The organism is Halomonas ventosae, from assembly GCF_004363555.1.
GTDB lineage: Bacteria > Pseudomonadota > Gammaproteobacteria > Pseudomonadales > Halomonadaceae > Halomonas > Halomonas ventosae.
In genome coordinates this window covers 65887-89745 of record NZ_SNZJ01000019.1, presented here as the reverse complement: position 1 = coordinate 89745, position 23859 = coordinate 65887, and the positions used below count along the sequence as shown (strand labels likewise).

Genomic DNA, 23859 nt, shown 5'->3' with positions numbered 1-23859 from the left:
AAGGTCAGCTTCGCCGTCAACACGCTGGGCTATTCGCGGCGCTTCCATGTCTGGGCGGCCCCCAGCCAGGATGCCGAGCACACCTACGAGGCGCTAGTGCAGGCCTTCCGCCACTTCGGCGGCGTGCCGCGCACGGTGCTGGTCGATAACCAGAAGGCGGCGGTACTGAAGCATGACCGCGACCACCGCGTCATCTTCAATGCCGGTTTCCTGCAACTGGCCAACCACTATGGGTTCGCGCCCAAGGCCTGCCGGCCGCAGCGTCCGCGCACCAAGGGCAAGACCGAGCGTATGGTGGGTTACGTGAAGCAGCACTTCTTCCAGCGCTACCGGCAGTTCGAGAGCTATGCCCACCTGAACCAGCTGCTCCTGCTGTGGCTAGAGCGGGTGGCCGATCAGCGGCCGCTACGGCAGTTTCGCCAGACCCCGGCGGAACGCTTTGCCGCCGAGGTGGAGACCCTCCAGGCACTGCCGGCAACGGACTTCGATACCCGCTACCACGACCTCCGCCAGGTCGGCTGGGACGGCTACATCGAGGTCCGGGGCAACCGCTACAGCGTCCCCGAGCGCTACTGCGGCCAGGCGGTGGTGATCCGGCTAAGCCTGGACGATGAGCTGACCGTTTACTCGCCGGCCGGTGACACCATCGCGCAGCACCGCCTGCAAACGCCACAGGCCGGGTGGCGTACCGTGCCAGAGCATCATGCCGCCCTGTGGCAGCAGACCCTGTCGGTGCAGCAGCGTGACCTGCGGGTCTACGAGGAGGTGCTGTGATGGCCCTGGAACAGCTACTCAACCGACTGAAGATGGAGCACCTCCAGGCCTCGCTCGACAGCCTCTGCGAGCACGCCAGCAAGCAGGACCTGAACTACCGCGAATTCCTGGAGCAGGCCCTGTTACAGGAATGGGGCGGTCGCCACCAGAAGGGGCTGGAATCCCGCCTGAAGCAAGCCCGGCTGCCATGGATCAAGACCCTGGAGCAGTTCGACTTCAGCTTCCAGCCCAGCATCGACCACAAGATCGTGCGCGATCTGGCCGGCCTGGGCTTCGTCGAGCGCGGGGAAAACGTCGTGCTGCTCGGGCCACCTGGTGTCGGGAAGACACATCTCGCCGTCGCCCTGGCGGTGAAGGCGGCCGAGGCCGGCCATCGGGTGCTGTTCATGACACTGGATCGCCTGGTCGGCACGCTGATGCGGGCCCGCCAGGAGAACCGCCTGGATCGGCAACTCCAGCAGCTGACTTACCCCAAGGTGCTGGTACTCGACGAGATGGGCTACCTGCCGATGACCCGCGAGGAAGCCAGCCTGTTCTTTCGCTTGATCAACCGGCGCTACGAGCGAGCCAGCACCATCCTCACCTCGAACAAGTCGTTCATGGACTGGGGCGAGATCTTCGGCGATCAGGTCATCGCCACGGCGATCCTGGATCGGTTGCTGCATCACTCGACCACAGTGAACATCAAAGGCGAGAGCTACCGGCTGAAGGACAAGCGTCGAGCCGGACTGGTGACCACACCGACGACGAAGGAGGAAGAGACCTCACACGCCCCTGACCCGGTACCGATGAGTTCAGACTGATGAAAACCGGACAATCTGAATTGATGAAAAGCGGACAACCTTTATTGGCGTTGACACAGGTTCGCGAGACGCTCTTCGTGATGGTGGAGCGCAGGCTGAACAGGCCCGGCCCGCCGCCGACGAAGGAGGAGCTGGAGGGCCTGGTGATGCTCGGGGATCATCTGTGGCACCCCGCGCTCGGCGCCTACTCGCCGAAGGGGTAAGCCCAGCCAGAGTGGATCGAGGAATGGTGGATAAGGGCCGCGTGCATTTCTTCCCCCGGCACAGCCGGCTGCTAGGCACCAGGACGCCTCTGACTCCACTCCAGTGCCAGCCTGCTGTCGTGTGCCCGTTGTTTCACCCTATACCTCGAGCCCGGAACGCCCTGTGGAGCCACACAGGGCGATCTGAGGGGGGATAAGGTTCGGCTAAGGTTCTGCGCGGCAGCCTCCAGCCTCGACGGCGCCGTGACCCATATCTGTCCCTGGCGGGCGACCCAGAAGTTCGTCCTGTGCCACAGTCCTCCGGATCTACTCCCAGCATGCGCCGCCAGCACCAAGGTCGACTGCGCCTACCAGGAGGCGAATGCATCAGGCGGGACCGCAGGGGCTCAGAACAGGGGTGGCCCACATGGCCCATGAGGATAACTTCCATGTGGGCCGGCTGTAGCCCCCGTCCTAGAGCCGTTGGCCCATGTGGCCATGTGGCCCATGGTGAATATATAAGCTCCGTTATCGGTTTTCCCTCATGGCGCAAGATCTCAGGTGTTCTATCTGTGATTGCCGATGTGGTTATCGCCTGATGAATGGTATCCAGTGTCTGCTTGAGAAGATCAACAACCTTATGGAAATAAAGGATTTTTCCGAAATGAATACCTTCCCTATGTTTACTCCAGGTAGGTGTAGCCCTCGAGGCCATCCGAGAGGTCGTCGAGGAAGGCCTGCTGCTCGGCCCGTTCCAGGCCGCTGCGCGCGAGCTGCTCGGCCAGCCGCTCGCGCAGGGCGGCGACGTCGAAGTTGACGTAGCCGAGCACATCGGCGACCCGGTCGCCCTGCTGGATCTGGCTGATCGACCAGCGGCCGTTGCCGTCCAGGGCGGCATCCGCCGAGTCGGTGTCGCCGAACAGGTTGTGCAGGTCGCCGAGGATCTCCTGATAGGCCCCCACCATGAAGAAGCCCAGCAGCTTCTCGTCGCCCTCCTGCCATTCCGGCAGCGGCAGGGTGGTCTCCACGCCCTGGCCATCCACGTAGCCGTCGATGCGCCCGTCCGAGTCGCAGGTGATGTCCTGAATCACCCCGCGGCGTACCGGCTCGTGGTCCAGGCCGGTGAGCGGCAGCACCGGGAAGATCTGCTGGATGCCCCAGACGTCGGGCACCGACTGGAACAGCGAGAAGTTGACGAACAGCTTGTCGGCGAGCTTCTCGGCCAGCTCGTCGTCGATCTCGCGGTGGGCGCGGTTGCGGGTATCGAGCCGGGCACGCAGCCGCGCGCAGGCGGCGAAGTAGACCCCCTCGCCCTCGGCCCGGGCGGTGATGTCGGTGAGGCCCATCACGAAGCGCTCGTGGAGCTCGCCCATGGCCTGCACCAGGTCGTGCCAGGCCTCCACCAGGCCGCGTGGCTCGGCCTGGTCGTGCAGCAGGTCGTGGACGCGCCACAGCTCGTCGACCTGGGGGTCGCCCTCGACCCGGCGCGGGGGCGCCTCGTCGCCGATGCGCTCCTCGCCGATCACGTTGGTGATCAGCACCGCATGGTGGGCGGTGAGCGCGCGACCCGACTCGCTGATCAGGTGGGGCTGGGGCAGCTCGAACTCCTGACAGGCCAGGCGGAAGGCGTAGACCACGTTGCGGGCGTACTCCAGCATGGAGTAGTTGGCGGAGCAGAAGCTGCGCGAGCGGGTGCCCTCGTAGTCGACGCCGAGACCGCCGCCCACGTCCACGGTGTCCACCGGCGCGCCCAGCGCCACCAGGCTCTGGTAGAAGCGGGCGCACTCGCGCAGGCCACGCTGGATATCGCGGATGTTGGCGATCTGCGAGCCGAGGTGGAAGTGCACCAGCTGCAGGCTGGCCAGGGCATCGGCCTCGCGCAGCTGCTCCACCACCGCCAGCACCTGGCTGGCGGTGAGGCCAAACTTGGACTTCTCGCCGCCGGTATTCTGCCAGCGGCCGCGCCCCACGGTGGCCAGGCGGGCGCGCAGGCCGATGCGTGGCGTGACGCCGATGCGCTCGGCCTCCTCGAGGATCAGCGGCAGCTCCGAGAGCTTCTCCACCACCAGGTAGACCCGATGGCCGAGCTTCTCGCCCATCAGCGCCAGGCGCACGTACTCGCGGTCCTTGTAGCCGTTGCAGACGATCAGCGAGGGGCCGTCGCCGGAGAGTGCCAGCACGGCGAGCAGCTCCGGCTTGCTGCCGGCCTCGAGCCCCACCCGGCCATGGCCGCGCTCCTGGGTGCCGAGGATCTCCTCCACCACCCGGCGCTGCTGGTTGACCTTGATCGGGTAGACCGCGGTGTAGCCACCGCCGAACTCCTCCTCCTGCATGGCGGTATCGAAGGCGGCGCAGAGCTGCTCGACCCGGTCGTGGAGGATATCGGTGAAGCGCACCAGCACCGGCAGGCGCAGCCCGGCCTGGCGCAGCTCGGCCACCAGGTCGTCAAGCGGCAGGGCCGGGCCCTCGGCCTCGCTGCCGAGCGGGCGCACCAGGGCGTGGCCGCTGTCGTCGACGTCGAAGTAGCCGCTGCCCCACTGGTCGATGTTCCAGGTGCGCCGCGCGCGCTGTGCCGGTCCGGCGGCACTGCTCTTGGACAGGCTCATTCGCTCACCTCGGGCAGCGGCAGGGCGCCATCTTCCAGGCGCGCCTTGAGGATGGTACGGAACTGTTCGGGGTCGTGTGGCGTGAGGTCGTGGGCCGGCGGGTCCACGTAGACCACCAGCAGCCGCGACAGCCAGTAGCGCAGGGCGGTCAGGCGCAGCATCATCGGCCAGGCGTCGCGCTCGGCGGGGCTCAGCGGCCGGCGCGCCAGGTAGGCGGCGAGGATGGCATCGTGGCGCGCGGCATCCAGGCGGCCATCGGGCCCGGTGGCCCAGTCGTTGATGACGATGGCCAGGTCGAACAGCAGGTCACCGGTGCAGCCGTTGTAGAAGTCGATCAGCCCGCCCAGCCGGTCGCCGTCGAAGAGGGTGTTGTCGCGGAACAGGTCGCCGTGCAGCGCGCCCTGGGGCAGTGCCGGGGCGTCGCCGAAGAACCCCTGGTAGATCTCCACCTCGTCCTTCATCAGCGCCTGGTCCTGCGGCGAGAGGTAGACCAGCACCTTGTGGTGCATGGGCAGCAGCCAGTGCAGGTCCCGCGGGTTGGGGCGGTTCCCCGGGAAGTGACGGGAGACCACGTGCATGCGCCCGAGGGTGTCGCCGAGCTCGCGGCACTGCGCCAGGTTCGGGTCCTTCGGGTGCCGACCGGGCAGCTTCGGGAACAGCAGGGCGGGCTTGCCGGCCAGGGTGTGCAGGGCGATGCCGTCGCGGTCGTGCAGCGGGCCCGGCACCGGCAGGCGGTGCTCGTCCAGGTAGTCGAGCAGCTCGACGAAGAACGGCAGCTCCTCGTGCTCGCCCTGCTCGAAGAGGGTCAGCACCAGCTCGCGCCGGTCGGTGGTGACGAAGAAGGTGGTGTTCTCGGTGCCGGCAGGCACGCCTTCTAGGGAGACGAGCGAGCCGGCATCGAAGCGGCTGAGGAACTCGGCGACCTGAGGTTCGGTAAGCGGTGTGAATACAGCCATGTGTCTCTCGCCCGGGAAATGCCAAGCCGCCTATTGTAGCGACTTGGCACACCGATGCACGTGGCCCGGTCGCGGCGGGTGCCCTGCCGGGGCCGGGGGTCGGAAGCGGGGGGACCGCGGGCTCAGAAGGTCTTCAGTACCCACTGGGGGACGGCGATGCGGTCGCCCTCCTGGCGCTCGAAGTCGCCGTCCCCGTCGTGGTCGACGAGATAGTAGGAGGGGCCGGAGGAGGGGCGGATCTCGATGGCATAGAGCTCGCCGTTGACGCGGTACTCGCGGATGGTGCGCTCCTCCTCCTGGCGGACGGTGATGTCCGGCTCGAGGTCGGCGGAGGACTGCGCCAGGGCACTGCCACCGCTGGCCAGGACCAGGGCGAGGGCCAGCAGCAGGGCAGTGATCGAGCGTCTCGGGAACTTCTTCATGATGACCTCCAGGGCCGCACGGGGCGGGGAAGCAGGGATACCCCCAGTGTAGGGGCTAGCGGGCGCCCGGCCTACCACCCGCGGCAAAAGGCGACGGCAATGCGTATCATGGATGATCAGGATCACCTCACGCCACGCTTCAATGGATGCCCTTCATGGCCGATACGCCCATCGTTCTCGTCGACGGTTCCTCATATCTGTACCGCGCCTTCCACGCCCTGCCGCCCCTGGCCACCTCCGACGGCCAGCCCACCGGGGCGATCAAGGGGGTGCTCAACATGCTCAAGCGGCTGATCAAGGACTACCCCGACAGCCCCATGGCAGTGGTCTTCGATGCCCCGGGCAAGACCTTCCGCGACGAGCTGTTCGAGCAGTACAAGTCCCACCGGCCGCCGATGCCCGATGACCTGCGCTCCCAGGTGCAGCCGCTGCACGACTGCGTCAGGGCCCTGGGCCTGCCGCTGCTGTGCATCGAGGGGGTGGAGGCCGACGACGTCATCGGCACCCTGGCCCGACGGGCCACCGAGGCGGGCCGCGACGCGGTGATCTCCACCGGCGACAAGGACATGGCCCAGCTGGTCAACGAGCACATCACGCTGGTCAATACCATGAAGGACGAGACGCTGGACGTCGACGGCGTGAAGGAGAAGTTCGGCCTGCCGCCGGCGCTGATCATCGACTTCCTGGCCCTGATGGGCGACAAGGTCGACAACATCCCCGGCGTGCCGGGGGTCGGCGAGAAGACCGCGCTGGGGCTGCTGCAGGGCATGGACGGCGGGCTCGAGACCCTCTATGCCGACCTGGAGAAGGTCAAGGCACTGGGCTTTCGCGGCGCCAAGACGCTGCCGAAGAAGCTCGAGGAGCACCGCGACCAGGCCTTCCTCTCCTACCAGCTCGCGACCATCAAGACCGACTGCGAGCTGCCGGTGGGGCTCGACGACCTGGACATCGCCCACCCCGACCGCGAGGCGCTGCTCGAGCTCTATCGCCGGCTGGAGTTCCGGGCCTGGCTCGCCGAGCTGCTCGAGGGCAAGGACGAGGGGGTCGACGACGCGGCGGGCGGCACGCCGGTGCCGGCCGAGGACGAGGGCGAGGGGGCGGCCGGCTCGGAGCGTCGTTCTGCCCGCGAGGACCATGTCATCCTGGCCCAGGCCGACCTCGACGCCTGGCTCGAGCGGCTCAAGGCGAGCGATACCTTCTGCTTCGACCTGGAGACCACCAGCCTGAACTATATGGAGGCGCAGGTGGTGGGCGTGGGGCTGTCGCTGGAACCTGGCGAGGCGGCCTATATCCCGTTGGCCCATGACTACCTCGATGCCCCCGAGCAGCTCGACCGCGAGGCGGTGCTCGAGGCCCTGCGCCCGCTCTGGGAGGGCGACGGCCGGACCAAGGTCGGCCAGAACCTCAAGTACGACATCTCGGTGCTGGCCAACGTCGGCATCGCGGTGGCCGGGCCCCTGGAGGACACCATGCTGGAGTCCTATGTGCTCGACTCCACGGCGACCCGCCACGACATGGATTCCCTGGCGCTGAAGTACCTGGGGGAGAAGACCATCTCCTTCGAGGAGATCGCCGGCAAGGGCGCCAAGCAGCTCACCTTCAACCAGGTGGCCCTGGAGCAGGCCGCGCCCTACGCCTGCGAGGACGTCGACATCACCCTGCGCCTGCACCGGGAGCTGCGTCCCCGCGTCGAGGCCGAGGGGCGGCTCGCCGAGGTGCTCGAGGCGATCGAGCTGCCGCTGATCCCTGTGCTCTCGCGCATGGAGCGCACCGGGGTGGCGCTGGACCCGGAGCGTCTGCATGCCCAGAGCCGGGAGCTCGAGACGCGCATCCGCGAGCTGGAGGCCAGCGCCTTCGAGCTCGCCGGCCGCGAATTCAACCTCGGCTCCCCCAAGCAGCTCGGGCAGATCCTCTTCGAGGAGCAGAAGATCCCGGTGATCAAGAAGACCCCCAAGGGGGCGCCCTCCACCGCGGAGGCGGTGCTCGAGGAGCTGGCGCTGGACTACCCGCTGCCCAAGGTGATCATGGAGCACCGCGGGCTCGCCAAGCTCAAGTCCACCTACACCGACAAGCTGCCGCGGCTGGTCAACAAGGGGACCGGGCGACTGCACACCAGCTACCACCAGGCGGTCACCGCCACCGGGCGGCTCTCCTCCAGCGACCCCAACCTGCAGAACATCCCGATCCGCACCGAGGAGGGCAGAAAGATCCGCCAGGCCTTTATCGCCCGGCCCGGCTACCGCATCGTCGCCGCCGACTACTCCCAGATCGAGCTGCGCATCATGGCCCATCTCTCCGGTGACAAGGGGCTGCTCGAGGCCTTCGCCGAGGGGCGAGACATCCACGCCGCCACCGCCGCCGAGGTGTTCGGGGTGGCGCTCGACAAGGTCTCGGGCGACCAGCGGCGCAGCGCCAAGGCGATCAACTTCGGGCTGATCTACGGCATGAGCGCCTGGGGCCTGGGCCGGCAGCTGCACATCGAGCGCGGCCAGGCGCAGACCTACATCGACCGCTACTTCGACCGCTACCCCGGGGTGGCGCGCTACATGGAGCGCATCCGCGCCCAGGCGGCCGAGGATGGCTACGTGGAGACGGTCTTCGGCCGGCGCCTCCACCTGCCGGAGATCCGTTCGCAGAACCGCGCGCGTCGCCAGGGCGCCGAGCGCACCGCCATCAATGCCCCCATGCAGGGCACCGCGGCCGACATCATCAAGCGGGCGATGATCGACGTCGATGCCTGGCTCGCAGGCGAGTCATTCGATGCGGTGATGGTGATGCAGGTCCACGACGAGCTGGTCTTCGAGGTGGCCGAGGGCCAGGTCGATGCCTTCATCGAGGAGGTGAAGGGGCGGATGGAGAGGGCCGCGAAGCTCGATGTGGCGCTGACCGTCGAGGCCGAGAGTGGGGCCAACTGGGACGAGGCGCACTGACCATGAAAAACGCCACCGCGGCTGCGGTGGCGTTCCTGTCCGGCCTGGCCTGACGGCTTACCGCCAGCCGACGCGATCGAAGATCCGGATCGCCTCGGGGTTGTTCTCGCCCAGCACGCTGACGTTCAGGTCGTCCTTCTTGAAGTCGCCCCAGGAGGCGATGACGCCATCGGTCTCCGCGGATTCCACGGCGGGGAACTCGTAGTTGCCGGTGGCAAACAGTGCCTGGGCCTCGTCGGAGGCGAGGAACTCGAGGAAGCGCACGGCGTTCTCCTCGTTGGGCGCACCCTTCACCATGCCAGCACCGCCCACGTTGACGTGCGCGCCGCGACCGTCCTGGTTGGGGAAGACGATCTCGACCTGCTCGGCCGCCTCGCGGTCGGCTTCCTGGTCGGAGTTGACCAGGCGCACGTAGTAGTAGTGGTTGGCCAGGGCGATGTTGCACTCGCCGCTGGCGACGCCGAGGATCTGGTCGGTGTCGCCGCCTTCGGGGTCACGCGCGAAGTTGTCGACCACACCCTTGGCCCAGGCTTCCGCCTCTTCCTCGCCGTGGTGGGCGATCAGCGAGGCCAGCAGTGACTGGTTGTAGATGTTGTTCGAGGAGCGGATGCAGACCTGGCCCGCGAACTTCGGGTCCGCCAGGTCCTCGTAGCTGGTGATCTCGGCGGCATCGACCTCGCTGGGGTCGATGAAGATCGCCCGGACACGCTGACTGAAGCCGAACCACTTGCCTTCCGGGTGGCGCATGTAGTCGGGCAGCCGCTCGTCGAGCACCTCGGATTCCACGCTGGCGAAGATGTCCTCCTGCTCGCCGCGCCACAGGCGGCCGGCGTCCACGGTGATCATCACGTCGGCGGGGCTGGCCTCGCCCTCCAGCTTGAGGCGCTGGATCAACTGGTCGGAGTCGCCCTCGAGGACGTTGACCTCGATGCCGGTCTGCTCGGTGAAGGCGGCATAGAGCGCCTCGTCGGAGTCGTAGTGGCGAGCGGAGTAGACATTGAGCTCCTCGGCGGCAGCGGCCTGGGAGGCCATGGCGGAGCCGGCCACCAGGGCGGCGAGGGGCATGGCGAGACGGCGGTTCAGCAGCATGGAGACACCTCGTGGTACGGAGTTGCGGTTTCGAATGATAATGCTTTGCATTAAACTTACGCCATTGAAGCGCCTCCCGCTGCCGGCGTCAAGACCCGCCGGCAGGCAGCCTGATCCAGGTCAGGGATCGCCGTGCCTTGACAGCCGCCGGCGCGAAATGCGAGCGATAGTACAACGCATTCAGGAGGCTTTCGCGTTACCATGCAGGACATACCCTCTCCAATGGCCGCTCAGATCCCATGACTAGCCAACCGATGCTCCCGATCGACGAGAACGCCACCGTGGCACCCGTTCTCGCCATGCACCAGATCCGCCATGCCTACCATCAGCACCTGGCCGTGGAGGACGTCTCCCTCGACGTCAAGCCCGGGGAGATCGTCTGCCTGCTGGGGCCCTCGGGCTGCGGCAAGTCCACCCTGCTGCGGATCGCCGCGGGGCTCGAGGTGGTGCAGCAGGGGCGCGTGGAGTTGGGCGGCGAGTCGATGGGGAGCACCGGGCGTTCCCATGTGCCGCCCGAGAAGCGCAACGTTGGCCTGGCCTTCCAGGATTCGGCACTCTTCCCGCACCTCTCGGTGCTCGACAATGTGGCCTTCGGGCTAGAGTCGCAGCCCGCCCGGCAGCGACGTCGCCGCGCCTACGAGCTGCTCGAGCTGCTCGGCATGGAGCGCTATGCCCGGGTCTTCCCGCACATGCTCTCGGGCGGGCAGCAGCAGCGCATCGCCCTGGCCCGGGCACTGGCGCCGGCTCCGCAGCTGATGCTGCTCGACGAGCCCTTCTCGAGCCTCGATGCCCGCCTGCGCGACCGCATCCGCGACGATACCCTGCACGTGCTGAAGAAGGTGGGCGCCGGAGTGCTGCTGGTGACCCACGACCCAGAGGAGGCCATGTTCATGGCCGATCGCATCGTGCTGATGCGCGAGGGGAGGGTGGTGCAGGCCGGAACGCCGCTGGACCTCTACTGCGCCCCCACCGATCCCTTCGTGGTCACCTTCTTCGGCGAGGTGAACGAGCTCGAGGGGCGCGTGGTGGACGGCAAGGTGGCGACCCCGGTGGGCGACGTCTCCGGCAGGGGGCTGCCCGAAGGCAGCCAGGTGCGGGTGATGATCCGTCCCGAGGCGTTGAGGGTGGTGCCGCTGGACGAGCCGCCGGAACATCACCACAGCCATGTCATCATGGCCAAGCTGCTGGGGCGCACCAGCCTGGTGCACATCTGCGCCCACGGCCCCGATGGCCGGGAGTTACACCTGCATGCCCGGTCTCCGGGGGTCTTCCTGCCCCGGGAGGGCCAGCCTATCATGATCGGCCTGGACGCCTCCCAGGTCTTCGTCTTCCCCCTCGAGGCCTCAGCGACTGCCGGGGCGGGAGCGACGCATGGCGATGCTCAGGAGGATCACCGGGAGAATGCCTACTGCCACGATGGCCAGTGACGAGGTCGAGGCCTCGGCCAGTCGCTCGTCCGCGGCCAGGCTGTGGGCGCGGATCGCCAGGGTGTCGAAGTTGAAGGGGCGCAGGATCACCGTGGCTGGCAGCTCCTTCATCACGTCCACGAAGACCAGGATGCCGGCGGCGATCAGGCTGCCGCGCATGATAGGGGTATGCACCTTGCGCAGGGTGCCGCCCGCCGTCTGACCCAGGGTCCGGGAGGCCGCATCCATGCTCGGCGTCACCTTGCCCAGGCTCGCCTCGATGGCATTGAAGGAGACGGCGAGGAAGCGCACCAGGTAGGCATACACCAGGATGAAGGCCGACCCGCTGAGCAGCAGCCCCACCATGACCCCGAACTGCCCCTTCATGAAGTCGTTGATCTGGTGATCCATCCACACGAAGGGGATCAGGATGCCCACCGCCACCACCGAGCCGGGGACCGCATAGCCCATGGCGGCCACACGCGTCGCGACCCGCGTCACCTTGCCGGGGTGCAGGCGGGCGCCGTAGCTCAGCAGCAGCGCGAGGCTCACCGCGACCACCGCGGCGAGTGATGCCAGCAGCAGGCTGTTGCCGGCAAAGCCCAGGAAGGCCGAGCCGAGCAGCGCATCCCCGCCCTGGACCGAGAGATAGCCCAGCAGGCCGCTGGGAATCAGGAAGCCGAGCAGCACCGGCGCCAGGCAGGCCAGGGTGGCGGCCCAGGCCCGCCAGCCGTGGAGCGCGAATTCCGGCAGGTGCTGGTAGCGACCGGTGGTGTGGAAATAGCGACGCTTGCCGCGCGAGGCGCGCTCGAGCAGCACCAGGGCGATGACGAAGGCCAGCAGGCAGGCGGCGAGCTGGGCCGCGGCCACCTGCTCGCCCATCCCGAACCAGGTGCGATAGATGCCGGTGGTGAAGGTGTCGACCCCGAAGTACTGCACGGCCCCGAACTCGTTGAGGGTCTCCATCAGCGCCAGCGAGACGCCACCGACGATGGCCGGCCGCGCCAGCGGCAGGGCCACGCTGGTGAACAGCCGCCAGGGACCCCGCCCCAGGGTCCGTCCCACGTCCAGCACGCAGACCGACTGCTCCAGGAAGGCCGCCCGCGCCAGCATGTAGACATAGGGGTAGAGCACCAAGGTGATCAGGGTCGCGGCGCCCCACAGCGAGCGGATGTCCGGGAAGAAATAGTCGCCGGCCGACCAGCCGAAGCTCTCGCGCAGCCAGGTCTGGACGGGGCCGGCGAACTGCAGGAAGTCCGTGTAGGCATAGGCGATCACGTAGGTCGGTACCGCCAGCGGCAGCAGCAGCCCCCACTCGAACAGCCGGCGTCCCGGGAAGCGGCACATCACCACCAGCCAGGCGGTCCCGGTACCGATCACGAAGGTGCCGAGGCCCACCGTCACCACCAGGAAGAGGGTGTTGACGAGATACCTGGGCAGCACGGTGCTGCCCAGGTGCTGCCAGATGCCCTCGGTGGGCATGAACAGGTGCGCCAGCACCACGATGACCGGCAGTGCCACGATCAGGGCGATCCCGATGGTCAGGGCGTTCCAGACATTGAAGGGCAGCGACAGGCGGGAGGGGACGGGGGCACGGGAACTGGCCGGTCTGGTCAACGAGGTCTCCTTCCAGCGGCGTCTGGAGGCGGTGTGGATGCGAGGCATTTGCGCGTGAGAATTGTATCAGCTGCCCCCCGAGGCTGCAGCCATTGCGGCTGACCCGGATCAAGACAGACGCCCGCCGCTCATCGAGCGGCGGGCGTCAGGGGGTGACCGGCAGGAGAGGTTCAGTAGCCGACCAGCATCGACGGCAGGCCGGTGATCAGCGCCGGGAAGAAGGCCATCAGCACGCAGGCCAGCACGATCAGCGTCACGAAGGGAATCACCGCCTTGTAGAGGTCGAGGGTCTCGACCCCCTTGGGCGCCACTCCCTTGAGATAGAAGAGCGCATAGCCGAAGGGCGGGGTGAGGAAGGAGGTCTGCAGCACCACGGCGACCATCACCACGAACCACAGCACGTCGATGCCCATGCTCTCGACGATCGGCAGCATGATCGGGAAGCTCAGCAGCACGATGCCGGTCCAGTCCAGGAACATGCCCAGGATGAACACCAGGAAGAGCATCAGGATCAGCGCGCCGGTGGTGCCGCCGGGCATCGCCATCACCACCTCGTGGATGACGTCCATGCCGCCGCCGATGGAGAACACCCCAGTGAAGGCGGTGGCGCCTACCAGCACCAGCATCACCATGGTGGTGGTCTTGCTGGCCTCGATCAGGGTGCGGTAGCAGGTGGAGGCCTTGCGGTCGCCGAAGATCAGGAACAGCAGGAAGGCGATGGCGACGCCGATGGCCGAGGCCTCGGTGGCGGTGGCGATGCCGGTGAACAGCGACCCCAGCACGCCGAGGATCAGCGACATGGGTGGCAGCACGTACTTGCCGAGCATCACCAGCAGTTCACCGGTGGAGACCTGGGCGCGCTCCTCGGCGGGCACGCGAGGCCCATACTCGGGCTTGAAGTGGCAGATCACCAGCACGTAAAGCGCATACAGGGCACCCAGCATGAGCCCGGGGATCAGCGCGCCGGCGAACAGCGCGCCCACCGAGACCGGCGAATAGCTGGCCATCAGGATCAGCATGATGCTCGGCGGGATCAGGATGCCCAGGCAGCCGCTGGCCATGATCACCCCGGTGCTGAGCTGCTTGTTGTAGCCGTAGTTCAGCATCGGCACCAGGGCGATCATGCCCATCACCGCGATGGAGGCGCCGACGATGCCGGTGGTGGCGGCCAGCAGGACCGACACCACGACGACCGTCAGGGCCAGTCCCCCGCGCAGGTTGGCGAGCAGCAGGCGCATCGACTCGAACATCTTCTCGGTGACGCCGGAGTCGTTGAGGAAGCGTGCCATCAGGATGAACAGCGGGATGGCCACCAGGACGTAGTTGTCCATGGCGTTGCCGTAGATGTTGTTGATCAGGATGCCCAGCGTATTGGCGCCGGGCCCGAGCCAGGCACCGAGTACCGCGACGCCGCCGAGCACGAAGGCCAGTGGATGACCCATGAACAGGCCGACCAGCAGGCCGCCGAACATGAACAGGGTGAGCATCTCGGCGCTCATGCGGGTTCCTCCTTGCCCAACGCCTGCACGGCGCGGATCACGATGGCGATGGCCTGCAGCAGCAGCAGCACGGCGGCGACCACGAGCACGCCCTTCACCGGATAGACGGGGATGGCCACCATGCCGTAGGTGGTCTCGCCGCGGCTGAAGGAGCGTTCGAAGAAGGCCCAGCCCAGGGTCAGCAGCATCCAGATGAAGGGCACGAAGAAGACCAGGTAGCCGAGGAGCTCAATGGCCGCCTGCTTGCGGCGCGAGAGCAGCCGCTTGAGGACGTCGACCTCGACATGGGCGTGATGGCGCAGCCCGTAGGCGGCCATCAGCATGAAGTGGGCGCCGAACAGCATCTTCGTCACGTCGAAGGCCCAGTCGCTGGGGCGTCCGATGAAGAAGCGCATGGCGATGTCGTAGATCACGATCAGCGTGATCACGGCGAGCAACGGAGCGATCAGGCGTCCGAACCCCTCGTTGAGGGCGTCTATGACCCTGGCAATGGCGTTCATGATGGGAGCTCTCGGAATCGGGCGAAGCGTTCGGGAGGGAGGTCAGCGGGGCACTTGGCACCAGGACCGGCCCCCGACGAGGGCCGGCCCGAACCGGTTACTGGTTCATGCAGGCCTCGATCTCCTCGAGCGAGGGCAGGTCGTCGGTGACGCGGCTCATGTTGTAGGGCACCGAGACGTCACGCCAGTTGGCGTAGTGCTCCAGGTAGCTGATCATGGAGTGGTAGACCTTGGCATGCATCGGGTCCTCGCAGGCCCCCTGCACGATCACTTCGTTGGTGATGCGCTGGATCTCGGCCAGGTCCTCCTCGGAGAGCTGGTTGATCTCGGTGCCGTCCTCGAGGAACTTCACCGTGCCCTCGGTGGACTCGCGCTCGGACCAGGCCAGGGACCAGGCCATGGTAGCCTCGGCGGCGATCTTCAGCTTCTCCTGGGTCTCCTCGGAGAGGGCGTCCCAGGCATCCTGATTGATCATCACGCCGAACACGCTGGCGGACTGGTGCCAGCCCGGCACGGACCAGTAGTCGGCCACCTCGGAGAAGCCGGCCTTGTAGTCCACGCCCGGGGTGGAGAACTCGGCGCCATCGACCACGCCGCGCTCGATGGCCTGGTAGATCTCGCCACCGGCCAGGGTGACCTGGGAGCCGCCGAGCTGCTCGAGCACGCGACCCTGGTCGCGGCCGGAGAGGCGCAGGCGCTTGCCCTCCAGGTCGGCGATGCTCTCGATGGGCGTGCCGCCGCGGAAGCCGGACTCATTGTTGGTGATGCCGTAGGGCAGGTAGACCATGTTGTACTCGCCGTAGACCTCCTGATAGAGCTCCCAGCCGCCCCACTCCATGATCCAGTTCAGGTAGTCGACGCCGTTGAACAGACTGGTGGTGGTGGCCAGCGGCGAGAAGGCCGGGCTCAGGCCGGCCCAGTAGCCGGGCCAGTCGCCTGCAGCCTGGATGGCGCCGGTCTGGGTGGCGTCGAAGACCTCGGTGCCGGGCATCAGGGTGCCGCCGGCGCGGAAGTTGATCTGCACCTCGTCACTGGCGAGCTTGTTGACCAGCTCCGCCCAGTGGCGATCGATCTGGATCAGGTCAAGGTTGTCCGGCCAGGTGGTGGTCATGGTCCACGATTCCTGGGCCTGGGCGGTGGAGCTCATGGCGGCGAGGGCGACGCCCGCGGCCAGCCCGGTGAGGGCAAACTTGCTCATCTTCTTCATTGAGGTGCTCCCTTGTGGGTTGTTCTGCTTGTCGAGAAGTCGATGGAACGGCCGTCGGTGCCGGGAAGCGGCCACCTAGGGTGCAGGCGGGCCTGACCGTCCGGGCAACTCGGCAACAGCAAACAAGCTAGCATGGGACGACGGACATGTTCGACCGGGACCCGGGCGGCCAGGAGGCCTCGGGCGGCCCCTGCAAGGCCTCCGCCGGAAGGCCGGGAATGTCTTTTCAATCAATAGGTTGAAACGTTCGTATGACAACGGTGTTGCAGTGCCGAAATGCCCGGGAACGTTGAAAGGTCGCGCTCCCTTAGACCAAAGTTGAGCCCATCAAGGAGCCATGGATGACCCAGGACCGCCTCGCCCCCCTGCACGCGACCCGACGACGCCTGGCCCGGCAGCGCTGGCGCGGCCTGGTCTGGCTCACCGGCGCGGCCGATGCCTGCCATCAGGAGGCGCTGGCCCTGTGGCAGCAGGGCGGCTGGGTGTCGCCGCTGTGGGTCGCCGCCGAGCCGGTGGACGGCATCGAGGCCTCGTGCTGGCTGCCGGCGCCCAAGGCCCGCACCCGACTGGGGGGCGAGCAGGACCTGGTGGTGATGGATGCCGTCTCGGCCGAGAGCGGCTTCGACCCCGAGGCCTTCGGTGCCCTGGCCGGCACCCTGCGCGCCGGTGGGCTGCTGGTGCTGATGACCCCGCCCGACTGGGGGGCGCGTCCCGATGCCGACTACCGCCGCCTGGCCGAGTACCCCTGGCGCGGCGAGCAGCTCAGCGCCCGCTACCTGGCCCGGCTTGCCCGGCTTCTGCGCGCCGACGAGCGAGTGATCGCGTGGGCGGCCGGCGAGGCGCCGTCGCGACCCTCGCTGCCCGAGGCACCGCCGGCAGCGGCGTCGTCGCCTGACGCGGATGGGGACTGCCTGACCCGCGACCAGGCGGAAGCGGTGGCGCGACTCACGCGCCTGCGTCGCCGTCGGCCGCTGGTGCTGACCGCCGACCGTGGGCGCGGCAAGACGTCGGCCCTGGGCATCGCCTGTGCGCGGCTGCTGGCGGCAGGGGAGACGGAGATCCTGGTCACGGCGCCGCGCCCGTCGGCCGTGGCCGGGCTCTTCGAGCGGCTGGCGGCCCTCTGTCCCGAGGGGCAACGGCACGCCAACGTCTTCGAGGCGGGCCAGGGCCGGGTCGCCTTCCTGCCCCCCGATGCCCTGGCCCGGCTGGCCGAGCAGGGCGAGGTCGGTGGCCCCGGCCGGCTGCTGCTGGTCGACGAGGCGGCGGCGATTCCCGCCCCGCTGCTGGGGCGCTGGCTCGCCGCCTTCCCGCGCATCGCCTTCGCTACCACGGTGCACGGCTACGAGGGGTCGGGGCGTGGCTTCGCACTGCGCTTCCGCGAACGGCTCGCGCGCCAGACTCCCGACTGGCGGGCCTGCCACCTGGCCGAACCGATCCGCTGGGCCGAGGGCGACCCCCTGGAGGCGCTGACCTCGCGCCTGCTGCTGCTGGATGCCGAGCCGGCGGCCTGCCCGGAGGCCGGGGTCGCCGCGACCCTGCGGCGCCTCGACCGCGATGCCCTGGTCCGCGACGAGCCAAGGCTGCGGACGCTGTTCGGCCTGCTGGTGCAGGCCCACTACCGCACCACGCCCGCCGACCTGCGCCGGCTGCTGGATGGCCCGGGGGTCGCCCTCACCGTCCTCGAGGCCGGCCCGGCTCTGCAGGGAGTCGTGGTGAGCGGCGACGAGGGGAGCTTTCCGGCCGCACTCGCCGAGCAGGTGGCGCGGGGCGAGCGGCGACCGCGCGGCCACCTGCTGGCCCAGTCGCTGGCCGCCCATGCCGGCGAGCGCGAGGCGCTCACCGCGCGCCTGCGGCGGGTGCTGCGCATTGCCGTGCCGGCCGAGCGGCGCCGTCACGGGACGGGACGGCAGCTGGTCGAGGCCGAGGTGGCGCGGGCCCGTCGCGACGACATCGACCTGCTGGGGGCGAGCTTCGGCGCCGAGCCGGGGCTGCAGGCCTTCTGGCAGGCGGCGGGCTTCCGGGCGGTGCGCCTGGGACTGACCCGGGAGACGGCCACCGGCGAGCATGCGCTGATGGTGGTGCGGCCCACCGGTCCCGGGGGGCAGCGACTCGCCGAACGCCTCCAGGCGCGCTTCCATCGCCAGCTGCCGGGGTTGCTGGCCTTCGAGCTGGCCGAGCTGGCGCCGGCGGTGGTGATGGCCCTGCTCGCCGAGGCGCCCGCCGGCCCCCTGGGCGACGAGGATCGTCGCGACCTCGATGACGTGGCCTTCGGCCATCGCGAGCCCGGCCTGGCCCGTCCGGCGATCCAGGCCCTGGTGAGATACCGGGCGGCGAGTTCGGCGCGATGCCAGGACGAGGCGCTGGCGCTGCTCGCCGCCTGGGCCTTCCAGGGGCGAGCGACGCCCTGGCTGGCAGCGCAGCTGGGGGTGTCGGGCAAGCGCGGCGTTCAGGTCTGGCTGCGCGAGGCCGTGGCAAGGCTCCGCGACGGCGACCCCGGGCTTTCCCCCGGCGAGGCCGGCCGGTAGAGTTCCCGGGTCAATCGCGAGACAGAACCGCCATGAACGCACATCTCGAGCAGCTCTCCCCCCGGCCCCTGTGGCGCCACTTCCGCACCCTGTGCAACACGCCGCGTCCCTCCGGCCACGAGGCCGCCCTGGTGGCGATCCTCGAGCGCTGGGCCGACGGCCTGGGGTTTGCCCACGACCGTGACGCCTTCGGCAACCTGCGCATCCGCAAGGCCGCCAGCCCCGGCTGCGAGTCGGCGCCGGGGGTGATCCTGCAGGGCCACCTGGACATGGTGGCCCAGGCCAATGCCGACCATCCCCACGACTTCACCAGGGACCCCATCGAGACCCGGGTGGGCGACGATGGCTGGCTGCACGCCTGCGATACCACCCTGGGGGCGGACAATGGCCTGGGGGTGGCGGCGGCGCTGGCGATCCTCGAGGACGAGACCCTGGAGCACGGCCCGCTGGAGGCGCTCTTCACCCTGGAGGAGGAGTCCTCCATGGGCGGGGCCCTCAACCTGGCCGAGGGGTGGCTCGAGGGACGTCTCTTGCTCAACCTCGACTCCGAGGACCGTGGCCAGGTCTATATCGGCTGCGCCGGCGGCGCCGATGTCATCGTCGAGGCCCAGCTGCCCAGCACGCCGCTGGGCGACGACGAGGTGGCGCTGCGGCTGTCGCTGACCGGGCTCTCGGGGGGACACTCCGGCATCGACATCCACAAGGGGCTCGGCAACGCCAACCGGCTGCTGGTGCGGGTGCTGCGTGCCCTCGAGCCCTTCGGTGCGAGGCTGGTCGACTACCAGGGCGGCACCCTGCGCAATGCCCTGCCGCGGGAGGCCTTCGCCACCCTGGTGCTGCCCGACGACGAGCAGGCCTCCGCCAGCGAGCGAGTGGCCGTGCTGCAGGAGGAGCTGCGTGCCGAGCTGGCCGGGGTCGACGAGGGGCTCACCCTGATGCTGGCGCCACAGGACCCCAGGCCGGCCGAGGCGCTGACGGAGCAGGCCAGCCAGCTGCTGGTCCGCGCCCTGCACGTGGCCCCCTGCGGCGTCGAGCGCATGAGCGTAGCGGTCCCGGGGGTGGTGGAGACCTCCAACAACCTGGGCGTGGTCAGCCTTTCGGCCGGGCGGTTCCACCTCTGCGCCCTGGTGCGTTCGCTGCGCGACAGTGCCACCGAGGACCTTGCCGACCGCTTCCGCGCGCTGTTCGAGCTGATCGGGGCGCGCACCCGGGTCGAGAATGCCTATCCGGGCTGGACGCCGAATCCCGACAGCCCCCTCCTGGCGCGCTTCTGTCGCCTGCACCGTGAGCGGCTGGGCAGTGAGCCCGAGGTCAAGGTGATCCACGCCGGCCTCGAGTGCGGCATCCTCGGCGGCAAGTACCCGCAGCTGGACATGATCTCCTTCGGCCCGCTGATCCGCGGCGCCCACTCCCCCGACGAGCGGGTGGAGCTGGATTCCGTGGCGGAGTTCTGGGGGCTGCTGCGTGCCCTGGTCGAGGACCTGGCCAGGGGCGAGACCCGCTGAGAAGCGCTACCGACCCCCGGGGTCTGGCATCGGCCCAGAGGGGTCGGCCTCAGTGGCCGACCTGGATCCTGACCAGCGGATAGCCATCCACCGAGACCAGCGGGATGTCAGTGTGGCCGCGGTAGTCGCGGTACCGTCGATAGTCCCGGTGGCGCGCTGGCCGAGAGTAGCGGTGGTGGTGCTCCACCACTCGCCGCGGTGCGTGGTGGCGGTGCTTGCGATGCGCCTTGTGACGGTGCTTGCGGTGGTGCTTGCCGCGATCCTGGTACCGGTCATGGGCCTGGTGGTGTGACGAGGCGCCGTGATAGCCGTGGTGACGGCCGCGGTCGGCCAGCGCCGGCAGGCTCATCGCCAGGGCAAGGGCCGCGATCGAGGCGGCGAGCAGGAGTCGTTTCATCGGGGAGTCCTCTCGTGGAATGACGCGTGAAGTGACGCTTGACGCGACGCGTGGCGTTGCGGTGACGTGACTCGGTTCGCCCCTGCGTTCCCTGGCGACAATATAGCCGGAGGGCCAGGGCATATCGAACACTGTTCGCTGATATGCCCGGCGTTTCCCGATTCTCTCCACATTCCACACTCGAGGTGGTGATGAACGAACTGCTGCAGGGAGCGGCGCCTGCCTGGCTGGTCTGGGGACTGGCCGGCCTCTTGATCGCGCTGGCCTGGTTGGGGCTGTCCTGGCGCCGGCGCCTGGTCGCCGCCGAGGCACGCCTCCTCGTCCGGGAGCAGGCGCTGGCCGAGGGCGAGGCCAGCGTGCGGCGCCTGGAGCAGGAGCTGGCCCAGAGCGATGCGCAGCTCGATGGCAGCCGCGAGCGCCTGGCCGGGCTGGAGGCCGAACTGGCCGCGACGCGCGACCGGCTGGCCGAGCGGCGCGAGCATGCCGCCCGGCTGGAGGCCGAGCAGGAGCAGATGGCGCTGCGACACCGTGAGCAGCTGGCCCTGCTGGAGGAGGCCCGGGAGCGGCTCAAGGAGGAGTTCCGCCAGCTCGCCGGGCGCATCTTCGAGGAGCGCCAGCAGGCCTTCTCGGCACAGAGCCGCGACAGCCTGGAGGCCCTGCTGCGCCCCTTCCGCGAGCAGGTTGACCAGTTCCGCCGTCGGGTCGAGGAGCTCCACGGCCAGCAGAGTCGCGACAGCGGCTCCCTCAAGGCCCAGCTCGAACAGCTCGCCGGGCTCAATGCCCGCCTCGGCGAGGAGGCCGCGGGCCTCGCCCGCGCCCTCAAGGGCGACCAGAAGGCCCAGGGCCACTGGGGCGAGCTGATGCTCGAGACCGTGCTGGAGCGCAGCGGCCTGCGACGCGACATCGAGTACCGCCGCGAAGTCTCGCTGCAGGGGGAGCAGGGGCGCCAGCGCCCCGATGCGGTGATCTACCTGCCCGACGACCGCCACCTGATCGTCGATGCCAAGGTGTCGCTGGTGGCCTGGACCCGGGTGGTCAACGCCGAGGACGAGGCCGAGCGAGAGTCGGCCATGAGGGCCCACCTGCAGTCGCTGCGCGGCCATGTCGCCGGGCTCTCGGGCAAGGACTATCCGGCGCTGCCGGGGCTCAATTCGCCGGACTTCGTGTTCCTCTTCGTGCCGGTGGAGCCTGCGTTTGCCGCCGCCTTCGAGCGCGACCCCACGCTCTTCCAGGAAGCCTTCGACCGCCAGGTGGTGGTGGTCACCCCGACCACCCTGCTGGCCAGCCTGCGCACCGTGGCCGGCCTGTGGAGCCTGGAGCGCCAGAACGAGAATGCGCGCCTGATCGGTGACCGGGCCGAGAAACTGCTGGCCAAGTTCTCCGGCTTCGTCGAGAGCCTCGAGGAGGTCGGCCGCCACCTGGAGCGGGCGGGCGACAGCCATCGCCGTGCCATGGGGCGGCTCTCCAGCGGGCAAGGCAGCCTGGTGGCCCAGGCCACCGAGCTGCAGCGCCTGGGGGTGCGCATGAAGAAGCCGTTGCCGACGGAACTGGTGCGTGCCGCCGGGGAGGAGGGTGAGCCGGACGATGAGGCGACAAATCGTTCCTGAGACCTTGCCGGATCAGCCGTCCCCACACCACAACGCCGCCCCTCGGGGCCGCGTCGTGGTGCTTCGGTTCAGCGGTGCCGGTGATCAGCCGAGGTAGGCGCCCAGCATCCACACGGTCTTCTCCTGCTCGCGGATATAGTCGCCGGCCTGGGCGGCGGTGCCCTCGTCGTCGGCATCCGAGGCCAGGGAGAGCAGCTCGCGCTGCAGCTCGATCAGGGTCTGGTAGCCCTGGAGCACGCCGCGCACGCAGGCCTCGCCGTCGTGGACGTTCTTGTCCTCCTGGATCCTTGAGAGCTTCACGTAGTCGCTGTAGGCGTGAACCGGCTGGTGGCCCAGGGTGAGGATGCGCTCGGCGACCTCGTCGACCTTGGTCAGCAGGTCGGTGTAGAACTCCTCGAACTTCTCGTGGAGCTGGAAGAACTGGCGGCCCTTCACGTTCCAGTGGTAGCCGCGCACGTTCATGTAGAAGATCTGGTAGTTGGCCAGCAGTTCGTTGAGCTTCTCGGCCAGCTGGCTGGCGCTGGCCTCGTGCAGGCCGATGGTATTGGTCTCGCTCATGCAATGCCTCCTTGATCGCGATGCGGAAAGGGTAATGCGTCTGCCGGCGGTGGATAAGTCAAATGTCGCCATGGCCACCATAGCCGATGTCGATGACATGCGGGTGCAGGATAGGCACTTCAAGCCCGCGCGCCACCGAGTGCGACCCAGAACCGCACCAGGCCCTCGGTGCGGTCGGCCAGCAGCTCGGCGCAGCGCACGAGTGCCTCGTCGAGCGCCATGGGTCCATCGGCCAGGGCGAAGGCCGCGGTCACGCCCTCGTCGAAGGCGGCCTGCCAGCCCGGTGCCAGGCGCCCAGCCAGCACCACCACCGGCACCCCGTGGCGCCGGGCCAGCCGCGCCACGCCCACCGGGGTCTTGCCGGCCAGGCTCTGGCCATCGAGCTGGCCCTCGCCGGTGATCACCAGGTCGGCGTCCGCCAGCAGCGACTCGACGCCGGCCTGGGCCATCACCAGCTCGATGCCGGGGCGCAGCTCGGCACCGAGGAAGGCCCGGGCGGCGAAGCCCATGCCGCCGGCGGCGCCGGCCCCGGGCAGCTCGCGGTAATCCTGGCCCAGGGTCGCGGCGCTGATGTCGGCGAAGCGGGCGAGGGCGGCATCGAGGCGCGCCACCTCATCCGGCGAGGCGCCCTTCTGGGGGCCGAAGACTGCACTGGCGCCACGCTCGCCCAGCAGCGGGTTGTCCACGTCCACTGCGGTCTCGACGTGCAGGCCGGCGAGGCGCGGGTCGAGACCGTCCAGGTCGAGCTCGGCCAGGTCGGCGAGGGCGGCGCCGCCCGGGGCCAGGTCGCGGCCCTCGTCGTCACGCAGTCGCGCCCCCAGGGCTGCCAGCATCCCCGCCCCGCCGTCATTGGTGGCGCTGCCGCCGAGGGTAAGCAGCAGCTGCTCGGCACCGGCATCCAGCGCCTCCCGGACCAACTCGCCGACCCCGAAGGTGGTGCTGTGCAGGGCGGTGCGCTCGTCGGGCGCCAGCGCCTGCAGGCCACTGGCCTCGGCCAGTTCCACGTAGGCGGTGCGGTTCGCGGCGTGCCAGCCCCAGTCGGCCCGGGCCGGGCGACCCAGGGCGTCGTGGACGTCAGCCGAGCGGCGCTCGGCCCCGGTGGCGGCCAGCAGGGCATCGAGGCTTCCCTCGCCGCCATCGGCCAGCGGGCACTCCAGGGCCTCGATGTCGTCACCGGCACGCTTCGCCCCCACGGCGATGGCGCGCGCGGCATCGGCGGCGGGCAGGGCATCCTTGAAGCTGTCCGGGCAGATGAGGATCTTCATGGCCGCTCTCG

Annotated in this window: 19 protein-coding genes; 8 read left to right on the top strand and 11 right to left on the bottom strand. The window is 68.9% G+C overall.

Annotated features, from left to right (window positions below; all coding sequences use genetic code 11):
- The 3 genes from istA to DFP85_RS15175 all read left to right on the top strand — a co-directional run.
- On the top strand, nucleotides 1–774 hold a 774-nt coding region (gene istA / locus DFP85_RS15185; protein ID WP_133637274.1), incomplete at its 5' end, for an IS21 family transposase.
- Nucleotides 771–1577: an IS21-like element helper ATPase IstB gene (istB, locus tag DFP85_RS15180; protein WP_133637273.1), complete on the top strand. Its 807-nt coding sequence runs from the start codon at nucleotides 771–773 to the stop codon at nucleotides 1575–1577. The genes istA and istB, both read left to right, overlap by 4 nt.
- Nucleotides 1577–1780 (top strand): hypothetical protein, encoded by a 204-nt coding sequence (locus DFP85_RS15175; RefSeq protein WP_133637272.1) that lies wholly within the window; start codon nucleotides 1577–1579, stop codon nucleotides 1778–1780. Before istB ends, DFP85_RS15175 begins: the two co-directional genes overlap by 1 nt.
- Nucleotides 1781–2442: 662 nt before the next feature.
- Here the strand turns inward: DFP85_RS15175 and speA are convergent.
- From speA to DFP85_RS15160, 3 genes are all read right to left on the bottom strand, one after another.
- Nucleotides 2443–4365, bottom strand: coding sequence for a biosynthetic arginine decarboxylase (gene speA / locus DFP85_RS15170; RefSeq protein WP_133637271.1), 1923 nt, complete (start codon nucleotides 4363–4365; stop codon nucleotides 2443–2445).
- A complete protein-coding gene (locus tag DFP85_RS15165) occupies nucleotides 4362–5321 on the bottom strand; it encodes a homoserine kinase (protein ID WP_133637270.1) in 960 nt (319 codons plus the stop codon). Before DFP85_RS15165 ends, speA begins: the two co-directional genes overlap by 4 nt.
- 122 nt (nucleotides 5322–5443) lie before the next feature.
- Nucleotides 5444–5743 (bottom strand): DUF2782 domain-containing protein, encoded by a 300-nt coding sequence (locus DFP85_RS15160; RefSeq protein ID WP_133637269.1) that lies wholly within the window; start codon nucleotides 5741–5743, stop codon nucleotides 5444–5446.
- A 155-nt stretch (nucleotides 5744–5898) separates the two neighbouring features.
- Here DFP85_RS15160 and polA point away from each other — a divergent pair, with 155 nt between their 5' ends.
- The gene (polA, locus tag DFP85_RS15155; protein ID WP_133637268.1) at nucleotides 5899–8673 is read left to right on the top strand and encodes a DNA polymerase I; all 2775 of its coding nucleotides are present in this window, start codon (nucleotides 5899–5901) and stop codon (nucleotides 8671–8673) included.
- Between the two features lie 57 nt (nucleotides 8674–8730).
- On the opposite strand, the gene DFP85_RS15150 is transcribed toward polA, so the two are convergent.
- The gene (locus DFP85_RS15150) at nucleotides 8731–9762 is read right to left on the bottom strand and encodes a Fe(3+) ABC transporter substrate-binding protein (protein WP_133637267.1); all 1032 of its coding nucleotides are present in this window, start codon (nucleotides 9760–9762) and stop codon (nucleotides 8731–8733) included.
- Nucleotides 9763–10061: 299 nt separating this feature from the next.
- Between DFP85_RS15150 and DFP85_RS15145 the strand changes: the two genes are divergently transcribed.
- Nucleotides 10062–11189, top strand: coding sequence for an ABC transporter ATP-binding protein (locus tag DFP85_RS15145; protein WP_424955097.1), 1128 nt, complete (start codon nucleotides 10062–10064; stop codon nucleotides 11187–11189).
- Here the strand turns inward: DFP85_RS15145 and DFP85_RS15140 are convergent.
- The 4 genes from DFP85_RS15140 to dctP form a co-directional block, all read right to left on the bottom strand.
- The gene (locus DFP85_RS15140) at nucleotides 11106–12713 is read right to left on the bottom strand and encodes an ABC transporter permease (protein WP_424955096.1); all 1608 of its coding nucleotides are present in this window, start codon (nucleotides 12711–12713) and stop codon (nucleotides 11106–11108) included. The genes DFP85_RS15145 and DFP85_RS15140 overlap by 84 nt on opposite strands.
- A 242-nt stretch (nucleotides 12714–12955) precedes the next feature.
- Entirely contained in the window at nucleotides 12956–14284 is a 1329-nt protein-coding gene (locus DFP85_RS15135; protein ID WP_133637264.1) for a TRAP transporter large permease, read from the bottom strand.
- Nucleotides 14281–14784, bottom strand: coding sequence for a TRAP transporter small permease subunit (locus tag DFP85_RS15130; protein WP_133637263.1), 504 nt, complete (start codon nucleotides 14782–14784; stop codon nucleotides 14281–14283). The genes DFP85_RS15135 and DFP85_RS15130 overlap by 4 nt, the downstream gene beginning before the upstream one ends.
- A gap of 97 nt (nucleotides 14785–14881) precedes the next feature.
- Nucleotides 14882–15991, bottom strand: coding sequence for a TRAP transporter substrate-binding protein DctP (dctP, locus tag DFP85_RS15125; protein WP_133637262.1), 1110 nt, complete (start codon nucleotides 15989–15991; stop codon nucleotides 14882–14884).
- Between the two features lie 341 nt (nucleotides 15992–16332).
- Here dctP and DFP85_RS15120 point away from each other — a divergent pair, with 341 nt between their 5' ends.
- Together DFP85_RS15120 and DFP85_RS15115 are read left to right on the top strand one after the other, a co-directional pair.
- Nucleotides 16333–18516, top strand: coding sequence for a tRNA(Met) cytidine acetyltransferase TmcA (locus tag DFP85_RS15120; RefSeq protein WP_133637261.1), 2184 nt, complete (start codon nucleotides 16333–16335; stop codon nucleotides 18514–18516).
- 32 nt (nucleotides 18517–18548) lie between these two features.
- Complete coding sequence (locus tag DFP85_RS15115) at nucleotides 18549–20021, top strand: aminoacyl-histidine dipeptidase (RefSeq protein ID WP_133637260.1); 1473 nt, start codon at nucleotides 18549–18551, stop codon at nucleotides 20019–20021.
- Between the two features lie 49 nt (nucleotides 20022–20070).
- Here the strand turns inward: DFP85_RS15115 and DFP85_RS15110 are convergent, their stop codons facing one another.
- Complete coding sequence (locus DFP85_RS15110; protein WP_133637259.1) at nucleotides 20071–20418, bottom strand: hypothetical protein; 348 nt, start codon at nucleotides 20416–20418, stop codon at nucleotides 20071–20073.
- Between the two features lie 191 nt (nucleotides 20419–20609).
- Between DFP85_RS15110 and DFP85_RS15105 the strand changes: the two genes are divergently transcribed.
- Nucleotides 20610–22025 carry a DNA recombination protein RmuC gene (locus DFP85_RS15105; RefSeq protein ID WP_133637258.1) on the top strand — a complete coding sequence of 472 codons (1416 nt, stop codon included), beginning with the start codon at nucleotides 20610–20612 and terminating at the stop codon, nucleotides 22023–22025.
- Between the two features lie 84 nt (nucleotides 22026–22109).
- Here the strand turns inward: DFP85_RS15105 and DFP85_RS15100 are convergent, their stop codons facing one another.
- The gene (locus DFP85_RS15100) at nucleotides 22110–22583 is read right to left on the bottom strand and encodes a Dps family protein (protein ID WP_133637257.1); all 474 of its coding nucleotides are present in this window, start codon (nucleotides 22581–22583) and stop codon (nucleotides 22110–22112) included.
- A 119-nt stretch (nucleotides 22584–22702) separates the two neighbouring features.
- A complete protein-coding gene (locus tag DFP85_RS15095; protein WP_133637256.1) occupies nucleotides 22703–23848 on the bottom strand; it encodes a glycerate kinase in 1146 nt (381 codons plus the stop codon).
- Nucleotides 23849–23859: the final 11 nt, after the last annotated feature.

Coding starts and splice junctions, on each gene's coding strand:
- speA (WP_133637271.1), bottom strand. CDS start 4,365: ATGAGCCTGTCCAAGAGCAGTGCCGCCGGACCGGCACAGCGCGCGCGG.
- polA (WP_133637268.1), top strand. CDS start 5,899: ATGGCCGATACGCCCATCGTTCTCGTCGACGGTTCCTCATATCTGTAC.
- DFP85_RS15115 (WP_133637260.1), top strand. CDS start 18,549: ATGAACGCACATCTCGAGCAGCTCTCCCCCCGGCCCCTGTGGCGCCAC.
- DFP85_RS15100 (WP_133637257.1), bottom strand. CDS start 22,583: ATGAGCGAGACCAATACCATCGGCCTGCACGAGGCCAGCGCCAGCCAG.
- DFP85_RS15110 (WP_133637259.1), bottom strand. CDS start 20,418: ATGAAACGACTCCTGCTCGCCGCCTCGATCGCGGCCCTTGCCCTGGCG.
- DFP85_RS15105 (WP_133637258.1), top strand. CDS start 20,610: ATGAACGAACTGCTGCAGGGAGCGGCGCCTGCCTGGCTGGTCTGGGGA.
- DFP85_RS15095 (WP_133637256.1), bottom strand. CDS start 23,848: ATGAAGATCCTCATCTGCCCGGACAGCTTCAAGGATGCCCTGCCCGCC.
- DFP85_RS15145 (WP_424955097.1), top strand. CDS start 10,062: ATGCACCAGATCCGCCATGCCTACCATCAGCACCTGGCCGTGGAGGAC.
- DFP85_RS15160 (WP_133637269.1), bottom strand. CDS start 5,743: ATGAAGAAGTTCCCGAGACGCTCGATCACTGCCCTGCTGCTGGCCCTC.
- DFP85_RS15120 (WP_133637261.1), top strand. CDS start 16,333: ATGACCCAGGACCGCCTCGCCCCCCTGCACGCGACCCGACGACGCCTG.
- DFP85_RS15175 (WP_133637272.1), top strand. CDS start 1,577: ATGAAAACCGGACAATCTGAATTGATGAAAAGCGGACAACCTTTATTG.
- DFP85_RS15130 (WP_133637263.1), bottom strand. CDS start 14,784: ATGAACGCCATTGCCAGGGTCATAGACGCCCTCAACGAGGGGTTCGGA.
- DFP85_RS15135 (WP_133637264.1), bottom strand. CDS start 14,284: ATGAGCGCCGAGATGCTCACCCTGTTCATGTTCGGCGGCCTGCTGGTC.
- DFP85_RS15150 (WP_133637267.1), bottom strand. CDS start 9,762: ATGCTGCTGAACCGCCGTCTCGCCATGCCCCTCGCCGCCCTGGTGGCC.
- DFP85_RS15165 (WP_133637270.1), bottom strand. CDS start 5,321: ATGGCTGTATTCACACCGCTTACCGAACCTCAGGTCGCCGAGTTCCTC.
- dctP (WP_133637262.1), bottom strand. CDS start 15,991: ATGAAGAAGATGAGCAAGTTTGCCCTCACCGGGCTGGCCGCGGGCGTC.